Source organism: Pseudomonas sp. 008, from assembly GCF_016861935.1.
Lineage (GTDB): Bacteria > Pseudomonadota > Gammaproteobacteria > Pseudomonadales > Pseudomonadaceae > Aquipseudomonas.
On the sequence record NZ_BOMA01000008.1, the window covers coordinates 196,377 to 215,118 of the forward strand.

Consider the following 18,742-nt stretch of genomic DNA (forward strand, 5'->3'; position numbering starts at 1 on the left):
AAGCCCCGCACGGTTCGCCGTGCGGGGCTTTTTCATGAAGAAGATCCCACCTCGAAACACGCAGAATTACACCTCTGCACTCCACACCCGAAACCTGACTAGCCTTGAAAGCATCCCAACGAGCAAGGACGCTCTCGATGCTGCCCAACCTGCGCCTGTTTTTCGGTTTCCTGCTGACCCTCACCTGCCTGACCGCCAATGCCGCCGACTGCCCTGATTGGCCGCCGGCCCGCGCTCTGGACGAAATCAACGCACTGCAAAAGCGAATCGACCTCTGGGACGACAGCTATCATCGCGAAGGACGCTCTTTGGTCGCCGATGAACTCTATGATCAATCCCGCATACGACTAAGCGAATGGCGCGAGTGTTTTGACTCAGGCCCTTCAGCCGAACCGTTGCGCACTGCCGGTGGCACGATTGCTCACCCCATCGCCCACACCGGCCTGGAAAAACTGCGCGATGGGCGCGCGGTCGAAGCCTGGCTGAAAAATCGGGATGAGGTCTGGATTCAGCCCAAGGTCGACGGCGTGGCAGTGACGTTGATCTATCGCAACGGCTGGCTGCACCAGGCGATCAGTCGTGGTGACGGGATGACCGGCCATGACTGGACTGCCTCAGCACGCCAGATCACCACCATTCCCCAAAAGCTTCCGCAGCCGCTGGACCTGCTGCTGCAAGGCGAACTCTATTGGCGCCTGACCGAGCACGTGCAAGCCGAGGCCGGCAGCCTCAATGCCCGCGCCACGGTGGCCGGGTTAATGGCACGCAAGACGCTGAACCCTGAGCAAGCCGCCGGTATCGGCCTGTTCGTCTGGGACTGGCCACAAGGCCCGAAAAGCCTGCCCGCCCGCGTGGCGGCTCTGGATGAGCTGGGGTTCCCGAGCACCGCGCCCTACAGCCAGCCGATCGAGGCATTTGCCGATGCCGAACGCTGGCGCGATCACTGGTATCGCTCGCCTCTGCCCTTTGTCAGCGATGGCGTCGTTTTGCGACAGAGCCAGCGCCCAGCGGCCGAGCGCTGGCAGGCGAAAACGCCTTACTGGAGCGTCGCCTGGAAGTATCCCTTCGCCCAGGCACTGGCCGAGGTGCGCAAGGTCCACTTCAAGATTGGACGAACCGGCCGGATCACACCGGTGCTGGATCTGGCACCGGTGATGCTCGATGACCGGCAGATCAAGCGTGTCAGCGTCAGTTCCCTGCAGCGCTGGGAAGCGCTGGACATTCGTCCCGGCGATCAGGTCGCCATCAGCCTGGCCGGGCTGACCATCCCCAGGCTCGACGGTGTCGTATTGCGCAGCACCGAACGTCCTGAATTGAACGCACCGCTGGCAGCAGATTTTCATCCGTTAAGTTGCTGGCAGCCGACGCCCGGGTGCGAAAGCCAGTTCCTCGCGCGCCTGGCCTGGCTCAGCGGCAAACAGGGGCTGGCCTTGCCGCATGTCGGGCCGGGCACCTGGGAGAAACTGCTCAAGGCCGAACGTCTCGACAACTTGCTCGATTGGTTGACCCTCGACGAGCAAGAGCTTGCTAACATTGACGGCTTCGGCGAACGCAGCAGTGCTCGTCTTTTGAACAGTTTCAACAGCGCCCGGCAACGACCGTTCGCCCGCTGGCTCAAAGCCCTGGGCTTGCCGCCGACTGGCCAGGCACAGCTCGCCGATTCATGGCAGGCGCTGGCGCAACGAAACACCGAACAATGGCAGGCCGAAACCGGCATCGGCCCGGGACGCGCAGCGCAATTGAGCGCATTTTTCCGCGACCCGCAGGTCCTGGCCTTGAGCGAGACATTACGTGTTGCCGGGATTGACGGTTTTTAGCAGCCGGCGACGCCCGCCAGCCTGGGAACCCATAGGTACCGATGCGCTCAAATAGCCCATCGCTACATCGATTTTTCACCTGGAGCTTTTATGAAACTTCTTTCACCGCTCGCCTTGTTGACCCTGTGCAGCGTGATGGCCGCTCCATTAATGGCCGCCGAAGACGCCCCGGGCCTGACCGGCTGCGCCGCAAAAAAACAAGGCATCATCAACCAGATTGAACTGGCCAAGTCTCACGGCAACGCCGATCAACAGGCTGGCCTGGAAACCGCCCTGAGCGAGGTCACCGCCCATTGCACCGACGCTTCCTTGAAGAAGGAACGGGAAAACAAGGTGCTCGACGCCAAGCACGAAGTCAGCCGGCGTCAGGCCGACCTCGACAAGGCGATGAAAAAAGGCGACGCCGAGAAGATCAACAAGCGCAAAGACAAACTGGCTCAATCGCGCAAGGATTTACAGGACGCGCTCGACGAGCTGGATAAGTAATCCGGTTTGAACACACCGCCTCAATGATCCCGAAACTCTTTATGGCAGGCACTACAGGCGTCTTCGACTTTCTGAACTGCCGGCCCCAGGTTGCTGGCCTTGTAGGGTTGAACCTGGCTGGCGATCACCAGTTCACCGGTGGCGCCTTCAAGGGTGCGGGCCATTTCCTGGAAGCGTGCCTGCTTCTGCCAGACATCGTCCTTGGCGCTGGTGTGATCTTCTTCGCGCACCTGCGGGAAATGTTTCCACGGCTCATGGGACAACGCGTCGAGCTTCACGGCACCGTCGGCGAATTTCGGGCCATCGAACGGAATACGCCCACGCAACATGCCACCCAGGTCTTCGCCGGTCTTGAGCATTTGCTTGAAGATCGCCTTGCGCTGGCCCAGAGGCGAGTTCGGGTCGACACCGCCGCAGGCGGACAAGGTCAGGCAGGCCAGCAATACAACAGAGAGTCTTTTAAGAGTCATGGTGGCTTCAGATCACTGGAAACGGCGGCCAGTATCCTCGCGTCACCGGCAAAGACCAATAGCCCTATTATCAATACGGGTTGTTTGAGCGCATGGAGCACTCAGGCAACCGGCAAAGGAATTACTCCATGAACAGCCGTTTCAAGGCGTGGCGTCACAACCTGGCCTGGACCCTTCCGATGGTGGCCGTGCTTGCGGGCTGCACCGGTGGCGACAGCAGCACACCGAAAACCCACGCACTGGCGACCTACTCCAGCGCTACCTGGGAAGCCCTTCCAGCGGTGTCCGACAACGACCTCGTCGCCGGTTTTGGCTCGTGGCGCAGCGCCTGCACCCGACTCAAGGCCGACCCGGTCTGGGGTGGCACCTGTGCCGCTTCCGCCAACGTGCAGCCAACCGCCAGCGACATCCGTGGTTTTCTCAAACAGAACCTCGACGTCTACGGCCTGCGCGCCGCCAATGACAACCCCAACGGCCTGATCACCGGTTACTACGAACCGGTGTATCCCGGCAGCCTGACCCAGACCAAGCAAGCGAACATCCCGGTGTACGGCGTGCCCGAGGACATGATCATCGTCTCGCTGGACAGCATTTACCCGGAACTCAAAGGCAAACGCCTGCGCGGACGACTCGAAGGTCGCGTGCTCAAGCCTTATGACGATGCAGCAACCATTGAAACCAATGGCGTGAAGGCGCCAGTGATTGCCTGGCTGACCGACCCGATGAACCTGCAGTTCCTGCAAATCCAGGGTTCGGGGCGCATCCAGCTCGATGACGGCCGTCAATTGCGCATTGGTTATGCCGACCAGAACGGCCACCCCTATCGACCTATCGGCCGCTGGCTGGTGGATCAGGGCGAGCTGAAGAAAGAAGAGGTAACCATGAGCGCCATCGATAACTGGGCCAAGGCCAATCCGACGCGCATTCCCGAACTGCTCGGCAGCAACCCCAGCTACGTGTTCTTCAATCGCAACCCGGACAGCAACGAAGGGCCGCGCGGTTCGCTGAATGTGCCATTGACCGCGGGTTATAGCGCGGCAGTGGATCGCAAGGTGATTCCGCTCGGTAGCCTGTTGTGGTTATCGACGACGCGACCGGACGGCAGCGCACTGGTGCGTCCGGTGGCCGCTCAAGATACCGGCGGCGCGATTGCCGGCGAGGTCCGCGCAGACCTGTTCTGGGGCACGGGCGAGGCGGCCGGGCAATTGGCCGGCGACATGAAACAGCAGGGGCAGATCTGGATGCTCTGGCCTAAAGGGGCGGCGTTGCCTCAGGTGCCGCAGGTGGCTGACAAACTTTAGAAGCAAACGATCGCAGACTACGCCAGCGTCAGCATCGAGAGCGTTCGTCGCAATATCGCGAATGAACATCGATCCCTGCAGGGAATGGCGCAGCCTGCGATCCTTTGATCTTGCCGTTAAACAGACACCACAAAGAAACTGACAATCAGCCCCATGCCAATGGCCCACACCAGCGACCGCAGAATCGCCCAGTCCGCCAGATAGCAAATGATGTACAGCAGCCGACTGGTGATGAACAGCACCGACAGCACATTGATCGTCACCAGTTCGGCATTGCCGGCCAGATGCGCCACGATCACCGCCGCGGCAAACGCCGGGGTCACTTCGAAGCTGTTCAACTGCGCCGAATGCGCACGCCTGGCCACGCCTTCGAGCGAATCCAGAAACGCCCTTGGGTCGTGATTCTGTTTCAGCCCGAACTTGCCATTGCTGAACTTGGCGACGCCTGTGCACAGATAAGGCAAGCAGATCGCAATCAAAATGCACCACAGAGCAACCGTCATAACGCAGTCCCTTCTTCAAGTTGTAGAGAATCGAATTCCATCAGCGGCGACTAAAACTTCATCACCAACATGCCGATCAATACCAGTCCACAGGCTAAGAGCCGTGGCTTGCCAAAAGGTTCTTTGAGGTAGCGCATGCCGAACAGCACCACCAGAATCACGCTGATCTCGCGCAGCGCCGCTGCCTCGGCAATCGATCCGAGCTGCATGGCCCACAGCACCAGAGCGTAGCTGAACAATACGCAGAACCCGACCGCCAACCCCAACCGCCACTGCTCACGCCAGAACAGCATGAACGCAGGGCGTTTGCGCACCAGCGCCAGCAATGGGAACGGCCAGGCACTGAGCACTGTGACCCAAACCAGGTAGTCCAGCGGATGGGACCAGCGCCGCAAGGCCTGGCCATCGATGAAGGTGTAGCAGCCGATGCACAAGCCGATCAGCGCCACCACCGGCAGCATCGACCACGGCAGGCGCACCCCGCCACCGCCCTGCCAGAGCAGGCACACCATGCCGAACGGGATGAGCAAAATCCCGAAGATCTGCTGAGCCGTCAGCACTTCTCCGGCGAAGATCAGCGTCAGCGCCAGCACCACCAACGGTGACAGGCCACGCATCAACGGATAGACCAGGCCGAGATCGCCGACCCGATAGGCCTGGATCAACAGGTAGCGATAGAGCAACTCGAATGCCGCCGACGCAAGAATCCACGGCCACATATCCAGTGGAGGCAGCGCCACGAAGGGCAGCATCAGCGCGACAAACAGCAACGCCACGCTGTCCATGCAGGCCACCACCAACAGCCGCTCCGCGCTGAACTTGATCAGGGTATTCCACGCCGCGTGCAACAGCGCCGCCACCAACACCAGAATCGTCGCAAGCACAGCACACTCCTTGTATTGCCCCTACATCGCGGGACAGAGATTTGATTCGCCATATGTCCGCAGCTGTTTATACTGCAAGCGACCACGCCGCACTCAGTTGCGCACAGACTAATTCCAATAATTCCTGCCTCTGCCCGCTCTCATCGAGAACGGTCGTCGGCCTGCGTATGCCTGATCAAAGCGTCAAGACTACCGACAGAGACCTTGCGCATGCCACTCGCCTTGCTTGCACTGGCCGTTGCCGCTTTCGGCATCGGCACCACTGAGTTCGTCATCATGGGCTTGCTGCCCGATGTCGCCCGCGACCTCGCCGTGAGCATTCCTCATGCTGGCCTGCTCATCACCGGTTACGCCCTTGGCGTGGTGTTCGGTGCGCCGATTCTCGCGGTCGGCACCGCCAACATGCCGCGTAAAGCGACACTGCTGGGCATGACGCTGATGTTCATTCTCGGCAACATCCTCTGCGCCCTGGCGCCGAACTACGCCACTTTGATGGCCGCACGAGTGATCACCGCGCTGTGCCATGGCGCGTTTTTCGGCATAGGCTCAGTGGTCGCTGCCAGTCTGGTGGCACCGAACAAACGAGCCCAGGCGATTGCCATGATGTTCACCGGCCTGACCTTGGCCAACGTGCTGGGCGTGCCATTGGGCACTGCGCTGGGGCAATACGCCGGCTGGCGCTCGACCTTCTGGGCAGTGTCGGTGATTGGCGTGATTGCGGCCATTGCGCAGTGGGTCTGGCTGCCCAAGGAAATCCCCATGGACAAAGCCAACCTGGCCAGCGAATTCAAAGTGCTGGGCAAGGTCAATGTGCTGCTGGCGCTGGGCATGAGCGTGCTGGCGTCCACCAGCCTGTTCAGCGTGTTCACTTACATTGCGCCGATCCTGCAGGACATCACCGGCGTCAGTCCGCATGGCGTAACCATCATGTTGCTATTGTTCGGGGTCGGCTTGACCGGGGGCAGCATGCTCGGCGGCCGATTGGCGGACAGTCGCTTGCTGCCTTCGCTGGTGGGGATGACATTGGCCGTGGCCATTGTACTGGCCGCCTTCAGCCAGACCAGCCATTCAGTGATACCGGCGGCGATCACGCTGGTGTTGTGGGGCATCTTCGCCTTCGCGCTATGCCCGATCCTGCAATTGCTGATCATCGATCAGGCCCATGAGGCGCCAAACCTCGGGTCGACCTTGAATCAAAGTGCATTCAATCTCGGCAACGCCGCCGGGGCGTGGATTGGTGGGCTGGTGGTGGCCAGCGGTGCGGACCTGGCGGACTTGCCGTGGACCGGCGCGCTGGTCAGCGTGTTCACGCTGCTGACGGCGCTGTTCTTCATCTACCTGCAACGTCGCAGTGCTGCCGCAATCAATGTCTCTGGCTGACATTGATCATTTTTTGACCTTCTGCGGTTCGGATTCCTGAGCCCGCTCCGCAGAGGTCTTCGGCGGCCCGCTTTCACTGCGAATCTGCGCGTGACTGATCAGCGCAAAGATAAAACTGCCGCCAATAATGTTCCCCACCAGCGTGGGACCTGCGAACACCCACCAAAAATCCTTCCACGGCAACTCGCCGGCAAACACCAGGTAAGAAACCTCGACCGATCCGACCACGATGTGAGTGAAATCGCCCAGCGCCATGAAATAGGTGATGAGGATGATGATCCACATCTTGGCGCTTTCCATGGACGGGATCATCCAGACCATGGTGGCGATCATCCAGCCGGAGATGATGCCTTTGGCGAGCATCTTGCTGGCATCGTTCTCCATGACCTTGCGCCCGATCTCAAGGAAGGCCAGATCGGTCTTGCTGTCGAATATCGGCAGGTGCAGCATCACATACGCCACCAGCAAGGTGCCGCAGAGATTGCCCACCAGCACCACCGTCCAAAGCCGCAGCAACCGACCGACATTACCCAGCGTCGGCTTGCTCATGATCGGCAGCACGGCGGTCAGGGTGTTTTCGGTGAATAGTTGCTGACGGGCGAGAATTACCGCGAGAAAACCGGCGCAGTAACCGAAGCTGGCGATCACCTTGAAGCCTTCGCCGTCCGGCAGGCGCGAGTTGAGTAGTCCCATGCCCATCAGCGACAGGCCCATGGTCAGGCCGGCAGCCAAGGCCGACCACCACAGCGCCGCAACGCTACGCTCGAGTTCCTGGTCGCCTTGAGTACGAATGATTTCGTGCAGCACCGCCGCGCGCGGGGGCTGGTTCTTGTCGACCTCGCGCTGTTCCTGTGCCGAGAGGTCCGGGGTCTTGCCATCTTTGGGCGTGTCCATAAGGCTGCTCCTGAACCGGTGGCGTGTCGTTTACGTACGACACGCGGGGTTCGGAGCTGTTCACTACCCGGGGGGAACGCAGCAAACCCTGTGGCGAGGGAGCTTGCTCCCGCTCGGCTGCGAAGCAGTCGTAAGCTGACGTGAAGCCTGCCTGAAAGAACCCAATGACAGATTTCAGGGCCGCTTCGCGCTGGAGCGCCAGCCCGGCCCAACGGGAGCAAGCTCCCTCGCCACAGAAACAACAATCACCCGCCGATCTCGTCATCCTTGAACTGGTCTTTGACGTACCTGATCTCGGTCCGGCCGTGCGGCATGGGCAAGCCGTCTTCGCCCAGGTTCACGAACACCATCTTCTCTACGGTCAAAATGCTCTTGCGAGTGATCTTGTTGCGCACTTCACAGGTCAGAGTGATCGAGGTGCGACCGAACTCGGTGGCGGTGATGCCCAGCTCGATGATGTCGCCCTGACGCGAGGCGCTGACGAAATTGATTTCGGAAATGTACTTGGTGACCACGCGCTGATTACCCAACTGGACGATGGCGTAGATCGCTGCTTCTTCGTCGATCCAGCGCAGCAGGCTGCCGCCGAACAGCGTGCCGTTGGGGTTGAGGTCTTCGGGTTTTACCCATTTGCGGGTGTGGAAATTCATACTCACTCCTGACCGTCTTGCCGATTGATGCCGGCCATCATGGCAGAGCCCGGACTAGAGCTCTATCAAGCATCGACTATGGTCTCGATTACCGTTCGGACATTGACCAACAGAAACGCTTTGGAAGATCAGCATAGCCCGCTATAATCGCCCCCGTTTCAAAACGGTAACCTTCACTTGCTACCGTTTTCCCGCCACCTGTCCGAGGGGCGCTGCAGCAGGTTCGACCTGTCAGGCTCGGATGGGGCGTTGACTGGCCACGGCCAGACACTAAACGCACAACGGCGCCCATTCGCATACATTACGAATGGAGGCTCTTCATGAGCGCTGTTATCACGCCTGCAGATTTTAACGATTACAAAGTCGCCGACATGTCCCTGGCTGCCTGGGGCCGTCGCGAAACCATCATCGCCGAATCCGAAATGCCAGCCCTGATGGGGCTGCGCCGCAAGTACTCCGTGGAGCAACCGCTCAAGGGCGCGAAGATTCTCGGCTGCATCCACATGACTATTCAGACTGCCGTGCTGATCGAAACCCTGGTTGCCCTGGGTGCCGAAGTACGCTGGTCGTCCTGCAACATTTTCTCGACTCAGGATCAGGCCGCCGCTTCCATCGCCGCTGCCGGCATCCCGGTTTTCGCCTGGAAAGGCGAGACTGAAGAAGAGTACGAGTGGTGTCTGGAGCAAACCATCCTCAAGGATGGCCAGCCTTGGGATGCCAACATGATCCTCGACGATGGCGGCGACCTGACCGAGCTGCTGCACAAGAAGTACCCACAAGTACTGGATCGCGTTCACGGCGTCACCGAAGAAACCACCACCGGCGTTCACCGCCTGCTGGACATGCTGGCCAAGGGCGAGCTGAAAATCCCGGCCATCAACGTCAACGACTCGGTGACCAAGAGCAAGAACGACAACAAGTACGGCTGCCGTCACAGCCTGAACGACGCGATCAAGCGCGGCACCGACCACCTGCTGTCCGGCAAGCAAGCGCTGGTCATCGGTTACGGTGACGTGGGCAAGGGCTCGGCCCAGTCCCTGCGTCAGGAAGGCATGATCGTTAAAGTCTCCGAAGTCGACCCGATCTGCGCCATGCAAGCCTGCATGGACGGTTTCGAACTGGTTTCGCCGTTCATCGACGGTATCAACAACGGTACCGAAGCGAGCATCGACAAAGCGCTGCTGGGCAAGATCGACCTGATCGTGACCACCACCGGTAACGTCAATGTTTGCGACGCAAACATGCTCAAAGCCCTGAAAAAGCGTGCTGTTGTCTGCAACATCGGTCACTTCGACAACGAAATCGACACCGCTTTCATGCGCAAGAACTGGGCATGGGAAGAAGTGAAGCCGCAGGTTCACAAGGTTCACCGCAGCGGTCCAGGCGCTTTCGACGCTCAGAACGACGACTACCTGATCCTGCTGGCCGAAGGCCGTCTGGTTAACCTGGGTAACGCCACTGGTCACCCAAGCCGCATCATGGACGGTTCGTTCGCCAACCAGGTTCTGGCGCAGATCTTCCTGTTCGGCCAGAAGTACGCCGACCTGTCGCCAGCCCAGAAAGCCGAGCGCCTGACCGTTGAAGTACTGCCGAAGAAACTCGACGAAGAAGTGGCCCTGGAAATGGTCCGCGGTTTCGGTGGCGTGGTCACTCAACTGACCAAGCAACAGGCTGACTACATCGGCGTGACTGTCGAAGGCCCGTTCAAGCCGCACGCTTACCGCTACTGATACGCTGATTGACCGCTCTGCGCAGGAGCTGGCGAAGCCTGCGATCTTTTGATCTTAAAAGATCGCAGCCTAAGGCAGCTCCTACCGGGGCCAGCGTCCGGCTTACGTGTTTCCAAGGATATGACCATGTCCCAAGAACGTCGCTACAGCTTCGAATTCTTCCCGACGAAGACCGATGCTGGGCATGAAAAACTGATCGCCACTGCCCGTCAGCTGGCGACCTACAATCCCGACTTCTTCTCCTGCACCTACGGCGCTGGCGGTTCGACTCGTGATCGCACCCTCAACACCGTGTTGCAGCTGGAAAGTGAAGTCAAAGTCCCTGCCGCTCCGCATCTGTCTTGCGTGGGTGACAGCAAGAACGACCTGCGCGGCCTGCTGACCCAGTACAAGGCAGCCGGCATCCAGCGAATCGTTGCGCTTCGCGGTGACCTGCCCTCGGGCATGGGCATGGCCAGCGGCGAGTTGCGTCACGCCAATGACCTGGTTGAATTCATTCGTGAAGAGACTGGCGATCATTTCCACATCGAAATCGCCGCTTACCCGGAAATGCATCCGCAAGCGCGCAATTTCGAAGACGATCTCAACAACTTCGTGCGCAAGGCCAACGCCGGTGCCAACAGTGCGATCACCCAGTACTTCTTCAACGCCGACAGTTATTTCTACTTCGTCGAGCGTGTACAGGCGAAGGGGGTGAACATCCCGATCGTGCCGGGGATCATGCCGATCACCAACTACAGCAAGCTGGCGCGCTTCTCCGACGCTTGCGGTGCGGAAATCCCGCGCTGGATCCGCAAGCAACTGGAAGCCTACGGCGACGACACCCAGAGCATTCAAAGCTTTGGTGAGCAAGTCATCACCGAGATGTGCGAACGCCTGTTGCAAGGTGGCGCACCGGGGCTGCACTTCTACACACTGAACCAGGCTGAACCGAGCCTGGCGGTGTGGAACAACCTGAAGTTGCCGCGCTAATAGCCGTTAACGCAAGATCAAGAGATCGCAGTCTTCGGCAGCGCCTCCAGGGGAATATGTACCTCTGCAGGCGCCGCCGAAGGCTGCGATCTTTTGCTTTTAATGCCCGATCCAGAGCTTCTGGATCCGGTTTCTGGCTCTTTATGATTTCTCGTCGTAATCTCAAGCCATGCCCCTGATCACCCAGTTACTGACCGTGCTTCTATTCACTTGCCTGAGCTTCACCGCTCGGGGCGAGAAGCTGCGTATTGTCACCGAACCCTGGGCGCCCTACGTCTATGAAGAAGGCGGCAAGAACCTCGGGCTCGACTACGAAACCACGGCCATCGTCTTCAAACGTCTCGGGATTGACGTGGAATGGCAGTTCTTGCCGTGGAAACGCTGCCTGTCGATGCTTGAGCAAGGCCAAGCGGACGGTGTGCTGGATATTTTCCACAGCGATGAACGCGAAGCGACCCTGCTCTACCCCAGCGAACCGCTCTCGCAAGTCGAATTCGTGATGTTCTACGCCAATGAACGGCCGTTCCCATTTCGCACCCTGGACGACCTGAAAGGCCTGACCATCGGCACCTCGCCGGGCTACCTGTACAGCAAGGACTTCAGCGAATCGACGTTGTTTACCCGGGAACCGGCGCCTACCCATGAAGCCAACTTCGGCAAACTGGTGCGCGGGCGGATCGACCTGTTGATCACCGATCGCCGGGTCGGCCAGCACTTGCTCGATCAACTGGACATCCGCGACAAAATCACCGAGAACCCGACCGTCATCAGCCAGCAGAGCCAGTACCTGGCGGTGCGCCGCAATGCCGGGATGGATTTGCTGGTGCAGCGTTTCGGCGCCGAGCTCAAGCGTTTCAAGCGCGAACCGGCCTACGCCGAACTGAGCGCCCGCTATGGTGCCGGTCCGGCCGCCGAAGCCCGGGCCGCCAGCGCCACCGCAACCGGCGGAAAAACCGTTGAGCAGCAGGAAAGCGGCGCACAGTGATTGCTCTGTTATACTCCGGCCTTCCCGCCAGGCTCACGCCCGGACGCTCGGACTTGTTCAAGGCATCTCGATCCCGCTACAGCGCAGCTTTTCAGCCCGCGCGAGCGCTCCAGACGAGCCTTCGAGGCCCAGCAGGACCGGACGGGATTGCGTCCTCTTAAACGCCATTCGCGCCAGGCAAGACTCCCATTGGGCCAAGCCCTAACTAAAACAGGATTACTCATGTCCTTTGCTTCCCTCGGTCTCTCCGAGGCTTTAGTCCGCGCCATCGAGGCAGCGGGCTATACCGAGCCTACTCCGGTGCAACAGCGGGCCATTCCCGCCGTGTTGCAAGGTCGCGACCTGATGGTTGCGGCTCAGACAGGTACTGGTAAAACCGGTGGCTTCGCCCTTCCGATTCTGGAGCGGTTGTTTCCCAACGGTCACCCGGACAAATCCCAGCGTCACGGCCCGCGCCAACCCCGCGTACTGGTCCTGACCCCAACCCGCGAACTCGCGGCTCAGGTGCACGAGAGCTTCAAGGTCTATGCCCGTGACCTGAAGTTCGTCAGCGCCTGCATCTTCGGTGGCGTCGGCATGAACCCGCAAGTTCAGGCCATGTCCCGTGGTGTCGACGTGCTGGTGGCCTGCCCCGGTCGCCTGCTCGACCTCGCCGGCCAAGGCAGTGTCGATTTGTCCCACGTGGAAATCCTCGTGCTGGACGAAGCCGACCGCATGCTCGACATGGGCTTTGTCCATGACGTGAAAAAGGTCCTCGCCCGCCTCCCGGCCAAACGGCAGAACCTGTTGTTCTCGGCGACGTTCTCCAAAGACATCACCGACCTCGCCGGCAAGCTGCTGCACAACCCGGAACGCATCGAAGTCACGCCACCGAACACCACGGTCGAGCGGATCGAACAACGCGTATTCCGTCTGGCCGCCAGCCACAAGCGTTCGTTGCTGGCGCACCTGATCACTGCCGGCGCCTGGGAACAGGTGCTGGTATTCACCCGCACCAAGCACGGCGCCAACCGCCTGGCCGAGTACCTGGACAAACACGGCCTCACCGCCGTCGCGATCCACGGCAACAAGAGCCAGAACGCCCGCACCAAAGCCCTGGCCGACTTCAAGGCCGGTGAAGTGCGCATCCTGGTCGCCACCGACATTGCTGCTCGTGGCCTCGACATCGACCAGTTGCCCCACGTGGTCAACTTCGAACTGCCGAACGTCGACGAAGACTACGTGCACCGTATCGGTCGTACCGGCCGTGCCGGTCGTTCGGGCGAGGCGATCTCGCTGGTCGCTCCGGACGAAGAAAAACTGCTGAAAAGCATCGAGCGCATGACCAAGCAGAAAATCGCCGACGGCGACCTGATGGGCTTCGACTCCAGCGCTGTGGAAGCCGAGAAACCGGAAGTTCGCGAGCGTCCGGATGTGCGTAACCCACGCGCCCCACGTGGCCCACGCGGTGACGGCCCGAACGGCAGCGGTGGTGGTGGCGGTCGTAAAGACAAAGGCAAGGACAAGGGCGGCAAGGAAAAGCCTGCCGCTGGCCGTGGCGAGCGCCCGGCCCGTGAACACAAGCCACGCGAAGGCACTCCGGCCCGCGAGCAACAGCGCCCGGCTCCTCGCGCCGCCGCCGACCGTGCTCCGGACGAGTTCCTGGACGACGATATCGACAACTTCGGTAACCGCGTCGACTACGTGCCTCAAGCCAAACCGGCTCAGGGCCGTGGCCGCCGTCCAGGCGCACCGGCACAAGGCGCTGGCGCTGGTGCTCCGCGCACTGGTCAACCACAAGGTCGCCAGAACGGTCCGCGCAACAGCAGCGGCGCAACCACCGGCACCCCACCGGCCAAGCGCAGTGGCCCACGCAACGGCGCTCCACGTGACGGCCAGGCCCGTCGCGAAGAGTCCCGCAACCGCCGTCCGGCCCGTGACGACCAGTCTCGTTCGGAACCGGCCGTGCAGAACCCGCGCAGCCCGGCACCGAAGATCATTCACAAGGAGTCGAAAAGCGATCGCTTCCCGACCCCTGAGCAACTGGATCAACTGCCAGGCCGTCCGCGCGGCGAAAAACCAGCGTTGCTGACCCGCAACCGCTGAGTTAGCACCGTTATAAAAAATGCCCTGATCTTGCGATCGGGGCATTTTCATTTCAGCTGAGAACATCCCTGCAGATTTTCTCCGACCATAAAAAACGCCCGCGATCGTGAGATCGGGGGCGTTTTTGTGTCAGGTGCGAAGATTATTTCGCTTTGACACCTTCAAACGTCACGTACAGATCGACCGCGTCGGACGCTGGGCCCAGGTCTTTCTGCTTGCCGAAATCGGAACGCTTGATGCTGGTGGTGCCTTCGAAGCCTGCACGGTAGCCGCCCCATGGATCCTTGCCTTCACCCAGGAACGTGGCTTTGACTACGATTGGCTTGGTCACGCCCAGCAGGGTCAGGTTGCCGGCCACGTCGGCAGTGTCTTTGCCTGCGGCGTTTTTACCGGTAGGTTTGACGCTGGTGGAGACGAACTTGGCGTCGGCGAATTTGCCCACGTTCAGGAAGTCACCGCTGGCGATGTGCTTGTCGCGTTCGGCGTGGTTGGTGAACACGCTGGCGGTGCGCACATTGAACTCGATCTTGCTGTCTTCAGGCTTGGCAGCGTCGAAGCTGAACTTGCCGTCGATATCCTTGAAGGTACCGATGATGTAGCTGTAGCCCAAGTGGCTGATCTTGAAGTCAACGAAGGCGTGCTGGCCTTCTTTGTCGACCACGTAATCGGCCGCCATCACGTTAGCGGACAACAGAGCAGAACCGATTGCCAGAGCGGCGAGCGTCTTTTTCAACATGCTTTCTATTCCTTTGGAGTCGAGGTAGAACATCAGGCTTTGCGCCCCAGCATTCGCGTCAGGGTCGCATCACGATCAATAAAGTGGTGCTTCAATGCTGCCAACGCATGGAAACCGGAAAAAATTACCAGCAGCCAGGCCAGGTACAAATGAATCACACCCGCGGTGTCTGCCTGGTCCGGTAGTCCGGAAACCAATGCAGGAATTTCAAACAGGCCAAACACCGGAATCCCGACACCGTCTGCGGTGGAAATCAGGTAACCGGCAATCATCACAGCGAACAGACTGAGATAAAGGAAGGAATGGCCGAACTTGGCGCCAAGGCGGGTCATGCGGCTATAGCTTGGCAGGAGCGGCGGCGGTGGGCTGATGAAGCGCCACACTACCCGCAGCAACATCACGGCAAATAACACCAGACCAATGCTCTTGTGCAGATCCGGCGCGTCTTTACGCCAGGTGCTGTAGTAATCGAGACCGACCATCCACAACCCCAACGCAAACAGGCCGAAGACGGCCAACGCCACACCCCAGTGCATAAAGATGCTGACCCAACCGTAGCGGGAAGAAGAGTTACGTAGCTGCATTGCCCAAATCCTGTAAGAACTGCGCCCAAGACTATCGAGTTATCTATCGATTTAAAGCGGAAAATTTCGCTCTGAAATATCGAGAAATACGATCAAGACCTTGGGGCCGAGAGGTTAAGAGAGTGTTAACCAAAGGAAAAAACCTTCACGCACCCTCCTTATATTCATTTAAGAGCCGATACCACTCGTCAGAACTGTCACATTTAACAGTGGCTTTCATTGCAAGTCATTGATGAACTTGAACTTGGACGTCAGTCCAAGCGTCTGAACAGGAGTTCTACCATGAGTCACAATTCGAGTTCATCCCCCGTGATAACACGCAATCAATCCAATTCGATACCCGTAGGGGAAGGACCGCGAGGGATGGCCATCAGCAACGATGGATCACGCGTATTTGTTTGCAATTACATGTCGGACAATGTGTCCGTCATCGACACCCGAATCAAAAAGGTAATCCGTACCATCGCCGTGGAGCAGTATCCCCGAAGCATCGCCCTTGGCCATGAGGGAAAAAGAGCTTACGTGACCAACTACGGTTCAAGTTCGGTTTCGGTTATTGATACCGAAACATACGCGGTGGGTAACATCACGGTGGGTAGACACCCTAGCGGAGTCGTCGTGAGCGGAGACGGGAAATATGCTTACGTCACCGTTCGACAGAATAAAGAGTGGTTGGCAATTATTGATACCCGTCTGTATGCGGTGAGCAGAGTACAAGGCTTACCCTCACCGTCCATAAGTGTGGATATCAGCCCGGACGATTCGCGCCTTTACATTTCCAGCACCAACGCCCCGGCCGCCCCTTATGAGGACGCGCTCACGGTCATCAACAGCAAGACCTTCAAAGTCATCAATATCATCAAAACTGAAAAATATCCTTCAGCCGTCACTGTCAGTCCCGACGGTAGCGAAGTGTATATCGTGGCTCTGGACGCTCGAAAACTGACCGTGTTGGACACCCGCTCATTGACCACCCGGCATTTCGATTTTGTGGCTTGCGAAGGGAAAATAGTGTTCGGCGTAAAAAACGCTTATGCCGTTGATCAAACCGAAAAAGAGATCGTGGAAGTTGATACCGCCACCCATGAGATTGTTCGCAGGGTTCCCATCCCTGGCGCTTTCGATCCGCGCTACATGGTTCTTGATCAACACAACCGCGCCTATATCAGCGACTACCAAAGCGACGAAGTCCATATCGTCGACCTACCTTAGTACCAAAAAAATCAGTTGCCTCCACGGGAGGACAAAGACATAAAAAAAGCGCGGCATCACTGCCGCGCTTTTTTTTGATCCCAAGACTTACTGTGTCTTGGTTTCAGTCGCCACCGGGGCCTTCGCAGCGGTACTCGCCACTGGTTTCTTCACTGGCTCAGCCTTTTTCGCCGTTGCCTTGGCCGGAGCCTTTTTGGCCTCGGTTTTGGCAGCAGGCTTTTTCACTGGCGCTTTAGCCGGTGCTTTCTTCACCGGCTCGGCTTGCGCCGGCACCACTGGCTTCGGAGCCTCAACCGGTGCAGGTGCAGGTGCCGGAGCCGGCGCCGGCGCAGCGACTGGTGCGGGTACCGGAGCAACGGGGGCCACGGGTTCTGCCTTGTCGGCCGCTTTATCGGACGAACCACCGAACAGGTTGCTGAAGAAATTGCCTTTCTTCGCCACTACCGCGCCTGCCGCCGCAGCGGTCGCTGCCGGCACAACTTTCGCCGGTTCAAACGATTTGCCCGCTGCCAGGTCTTCCAGCTGACTGGCTGCACGCTGACCGGTGCGCAAGGCGCCTTCCAGGGTGCCTGGGTACAAGGTGTCAGTGTGTTCGCCGGCAAAGGCTACCCGTTGCAGCGGACGCTCCCACAGGCGCCAGTACTTGCTAATCTGGCCCGGACCGAAAGCCAGGTAAGCGCCACCCATCGATGGGTCAGTGCTGTAGCGACGGATTTCATAACCGGTGAACGAACCGCGTGCCTGTGGATAAAAGGTATGCAGACGAATCAGCACCTGATCAGCCATCTGCTTGTCACCAAAGGCCTGCATCACCCGCGCGTTGTCGCCGGAAATGTTGATGACCACGTTGGCGCCGCCCTTCAAGGCCGGCTCGATCCACAACATGCCCAGACCGGCGTTGCTGTAGATCTCGCCAGACATGCGCGCCTTACTTTCCCATACCGGCGTCTTGAATTTCAGCATGATCTGATCACGCCAGCCGTAGTTGGTGCCCTTGATGGCGCCCATGTGCTGGGCATCCAGCGCCGGAGTCATCTGGATTTTGTTCAGTGCACGCAATGGCACCGCCAGCACGACGTAGTCCGCCTGATAGCCAACGCTGCCGACCTTGACGGTCACGCCGTCCTTGTCCTGGGTGATGGATGAAACCGGGGAACCGGTCTTGATGGTTTTCAGTTGTTTGACGAAGGCCTGGGCTAGCACCGGGCTACCGCCGGGCAGGCGCGAGGCACGCAGGTCACGGTCGGCAACACCACGGTAGACACGGCTCTGTTGAGCGAAGTACAGCAGCGACAGGCGCGAAGGTTCGTCGTAACGGGTACGAATCTCCTGATTCACCAACTGACGCGCAGTGGCTGGCAGATTCAGGCGATCGAGCCAGTTGGCCACGTTGATCTGGTCCAGGGCGAACAGCGTGCTGTTGGCGGCCGGGTTTTGCGGGTCTTCGATCGAGCGCGCCAGGTCATCCAGAGTCTTTTCGTAGCGTTTCAGCGCGTCGCTGGTGGCCGGCTGTTTAGTCGCCAGATCCGCGGCGCTGAAGTATTCACCGTCGATCAGGTAACCCGGGGTCCGCACGAACTCGGGGGCTGGCGTGGTGCTCAGCTTGAACGTCGAGATGTACTTGTTCAAAACCGGTTGGGTCTTGTCGTTGCCGATCCACTCGCTGGTGGCCATGCCGGAACGACCGCCCAGGGTCGGTTTGGCTTCCAGCAGAGTGACCTGCCAGCCTTTGCTCTGCAGTTCGTACGCCGCGGTGAGGCCCGAAAGCCCGCCGCCGACCACGATCGCTGTTTTATCCTTGGCCAGCGCCGAAACGCTGAACAGCCCTAACATCACCAGCGCACAGGCGCGCAGCCAACCAGCAGACATTCAGAGAACTCCGGAAATACACGAGGAAATAGCGGTTTTACGAGTCAGACGACTCAGAGAGCCGCGAAGAATACGTCAGCCATCAAAACGCCGCCAGCGACGTCTATCGTCCTATACAAAGTAGCTCAATCGACACAATGGGTTGTCCCCGTGACGCGCATTGCATAGGCTTGCGCGATTGTTT

17 protein-coding genes and 1 riboswitch are annotated in these 18,742 nt (G+C 59.4%); of the genes, 9 read left to right on the forward strand and 8 right to left on the reverse strand.

The genetic code is table 11. From position 1 onward, the window contains the following. The first annotated feature begins 137 nt into the window (after positions 1-137). Both ligB and JUI81_RS18185 read left to right on the forward strand, forming a co-directional pair. On the forward strand, positions 138-1,817 hold the full coding sequence (gene ligB, locus JUI81_RS18180) for an NAD-dependent DNA ligase LigB (RefSeq protein ID WP_204124777.1): 1,680 nt from the start codon (positions 138-140) through the stop codon (positions 1,815-1,817). A 90-nt stretch (positions 1,818-1,907) separates the two neighbouring features. Continuing rightward, the gene (locus JUI81_RS18185; protein WP_019580648.1) at positions 1,908-2,303 is read left to right on the forward strand and encodes a DUF1090 domain-containing protein; all 396 of its coding nucleotides are present in this window, start codon (positions 1,908-1,910) and stop codon (positions 2,301-2,303) included. Positions 2,304-2,323: 20 nt separating this feature from the next. Here JUI81_RS18185 and JUI81_RS18190 read toward each other — a convergent pair whose 3' ends face one another. Beyond that, the gene (locus JUI81_RS18190; RefSeq protein WP_026286618.1) at positions 2,324-2,773 is read right to left on the reverse strand and encodes a cytochrome c; all 450 of its coding nucleotides are present in this window, start codon (positions 2,771-2,773) and stop codon (positions 2,324-2,326) included. A 128-nt stretch (positions 2,774-2,901) separates the two neighbouring features. Between JUI81_RS18190 and JUI81_RS18195 the strand changes: the two genes are divergently transcribed. Continuing rightward, a complete protein-coding gene (locus tag JUI81_RS18195) occupies positions 2,902-4,074 on the forward strand; it encodes a murein transglycosylase A (RefSeq protein ID WP_204124778.1) in 1,173 nt (390 codons plus the stop codon). A 116-nt stretch (positions 4,075-4,190) separates the two neighbouring features. Here the strand turns inward: JUI81_RS18195 and JUI81_RS18200 are convergent, their stop codons facing one another. Both JUI81_RS18200 and JUI81_RS18205 read right to left on the reverse strand, forming a co-directional pair. Then, positions 4,191-4,577, reverse strand: a complete 387-nt coding sequence (locus JUI81_RS18200) for an MAPEG family protein (protein ID WP_018928745.1) — start codon at positions 4,575-4,577, stop codon at positions 4,191-4,193. 50 nt (positions 4,578-4,627) lie between these two features. Continuing rightward, the gene (locus JUI81_RS18205) at positions 4,628-5,461 is read right to left on the reverse strand and encodes an EamA family transporter (RefSeq protein WP_204124779.1); all 834 of its coding nucleotides are present in this window, start codon (positions 5,459-5,461) and stop codon (positions 4,628-4,630) included. 210 nt (positions 5,462-5,671) lie between these two features. Here JUI81_RS18205 and JUI81_RS18210 point away from each other — a divergent pair, with 210 nt between their 5' ends. Beyond that, positions 5,672-6,841, forward strand: coding sequence for an MFS transporter (locus JUI81_RS18210; protein WP_018928743.1), 1,170 nt, complete (start codon positions 5,672-5,674; stop codon positions 6,839-6,841). A 6-nt stretch (positions 6,842-6,847) separates the two neighbouring features. Here the strand turns inward: JUI81_RS18210 and JUI81_RS18215 are convergent, their stop codons facing one another. Together JUI81_RS18215 and JUI81_RS18220 are read right to left on the reverse strand one after the other, a co-directional pair. Further along, entirely contained in the window at positions 6,848-7,735 is an 888-nt protein-coding gene (locus tag JUI81_RS18215) for a formate/nitrite transporter family protein (protein ID WP_204124780.1), read from the reverse strand. A gap of 245 nt (positions 7,736-7,980) precedes the next feature. Next, entirely contained in the window at positions 7,981-8,385 is a 405-nt protein-coding gene (locus tag JUI81_RS18220) for an acyl-CoA thioesterase (protein WP_018928741.1), read from the reverse strand. Between the two features lie 198 nt (positions 8,386-8,583). Further along, positions 8,584-8,682, forward strand: a riboswitch (S-adenosyl-L-homocysteine riboswitch). Between the two features lie 23 nt (positions 8,683-8,705). On the opposite strand from JUI81_RS18220, the gene ahcY reads away from it, so the two are divergent. The 4 genes from ahcY (at position 8,706) to JUI81_RS18240 (ending at position 14,157) form a co-directional block, all read left to right on the forward strand. After that, entirely contained in the window at positions 8,706-10,115 is a 1,410-nt protein-coding gene (gene ahcY, locus JUI81_RS18225; RefSeq protein ID WP_204124781.1) for an adenosylhomocysteinase, read from the forward strand. 126 nt (positions 10,116-10,241) lie between these two features. Further along, positions 10,242-11,087: a methylenetetrahydrofolate reductase [NAD(P)H] gene (metF, locus tag JUI81_RS18230; protein WP_018928739.1), complete on the forward strand. Its 846-nt coding sequence runs from the start codon at positions 10,242-10,244 to the stop codon at positions 11,085-11,087. Positions 11,088-11,256: 169 nt separating this feature from the next. Further along, on the forward strand, positions 11,257-12,072 hold the full coding sequence (locus JUI81_RS18235) for an ABC transporter substrate-binding protein (RefSeq protein ID WP_018928738.1): 816 nt from the start codon (positions 11,257-11,259) through the stop codon (positions 12,070-12,072). A gap of 222 nt (positions 12,073-12,294) precedes the next feature. Next, positions 12,295-14,157 carry a DEAD/DEAH box helicase gene (locus tag JUI81_RS18240; protein WP_204124782.1) on the forward strand — a complete coding sequence of 621 codons (1,863 nt, stop codon included), beginning with the start codon at positions 12,295-12,297 and terminating at the stop codon, positions 14,155-14,157. Between the two features lie 142 nt (positions 14,158-14,299). On the opposite strand, the gene JUI81_RS18245 is transcribed toward JUI81_RS18240, so the two are convergent. Together JUI81_RS18245 and JUI81_RS18250 are read right to left on the reverse strand one after the other, a co-directional pair. Next, positions 14,300-14,893 (reverse strand): YceI family protein, encoded by a 594-nt coding sequence (locus JUI81_RS18245; RefSeq protein ID WP_204124783.1) that lies wholly within the window; start codon positions 14,891-14,893, stop codon positions 14,300-14,302. Positions 14,894-14,925: 32 nt separating this feature from the next. After that, complete coding sequence (locus tag JUI81_RS18250; protein WP_018928735.1) at positions 14,926-15,477, reverse strand: cytochrome b; 552 nt, start codon at positions 15,475-15,477, stop codon at positions 14,926-14,928. 363 nt (positions 15,478-15,840) lie between these two features. On the opposite strand from JUI81_RS18250, the gene JUI81_RS18255 reads away from it, so the two are divergent. Further along, the gene (locus JUI81_RS18255) at positions 15,841-16,689 is read left to right on the forward strand and encodes a YncE family protein (RefSeq protein WP_019650246.1); all 849 of its coding nucleotides are present in this window, start codon (positions 15,841-15,843) and stop codon (positions 16,687-16,689) included. 87 nt (positions 16,690-16,776) lie between these two features. Here the strand turns inward: JUI81_RS18255 and JUI81_RS18260 are convergent, their stop codons facing one another. Beyond that, positions 16,777-18,558, reverse strand: a complete 1,782-nt coding sequence (locus tag JUI81_RS18260; RefSeq protein ID WP_204124784.1) for a flavin monoamine oxidase family protein — start codon at positions 18,556-18,558, stop codon at positions 16,777-16,779. Positions 18,559-18,742: the final 184 nt, after the last annotated feature.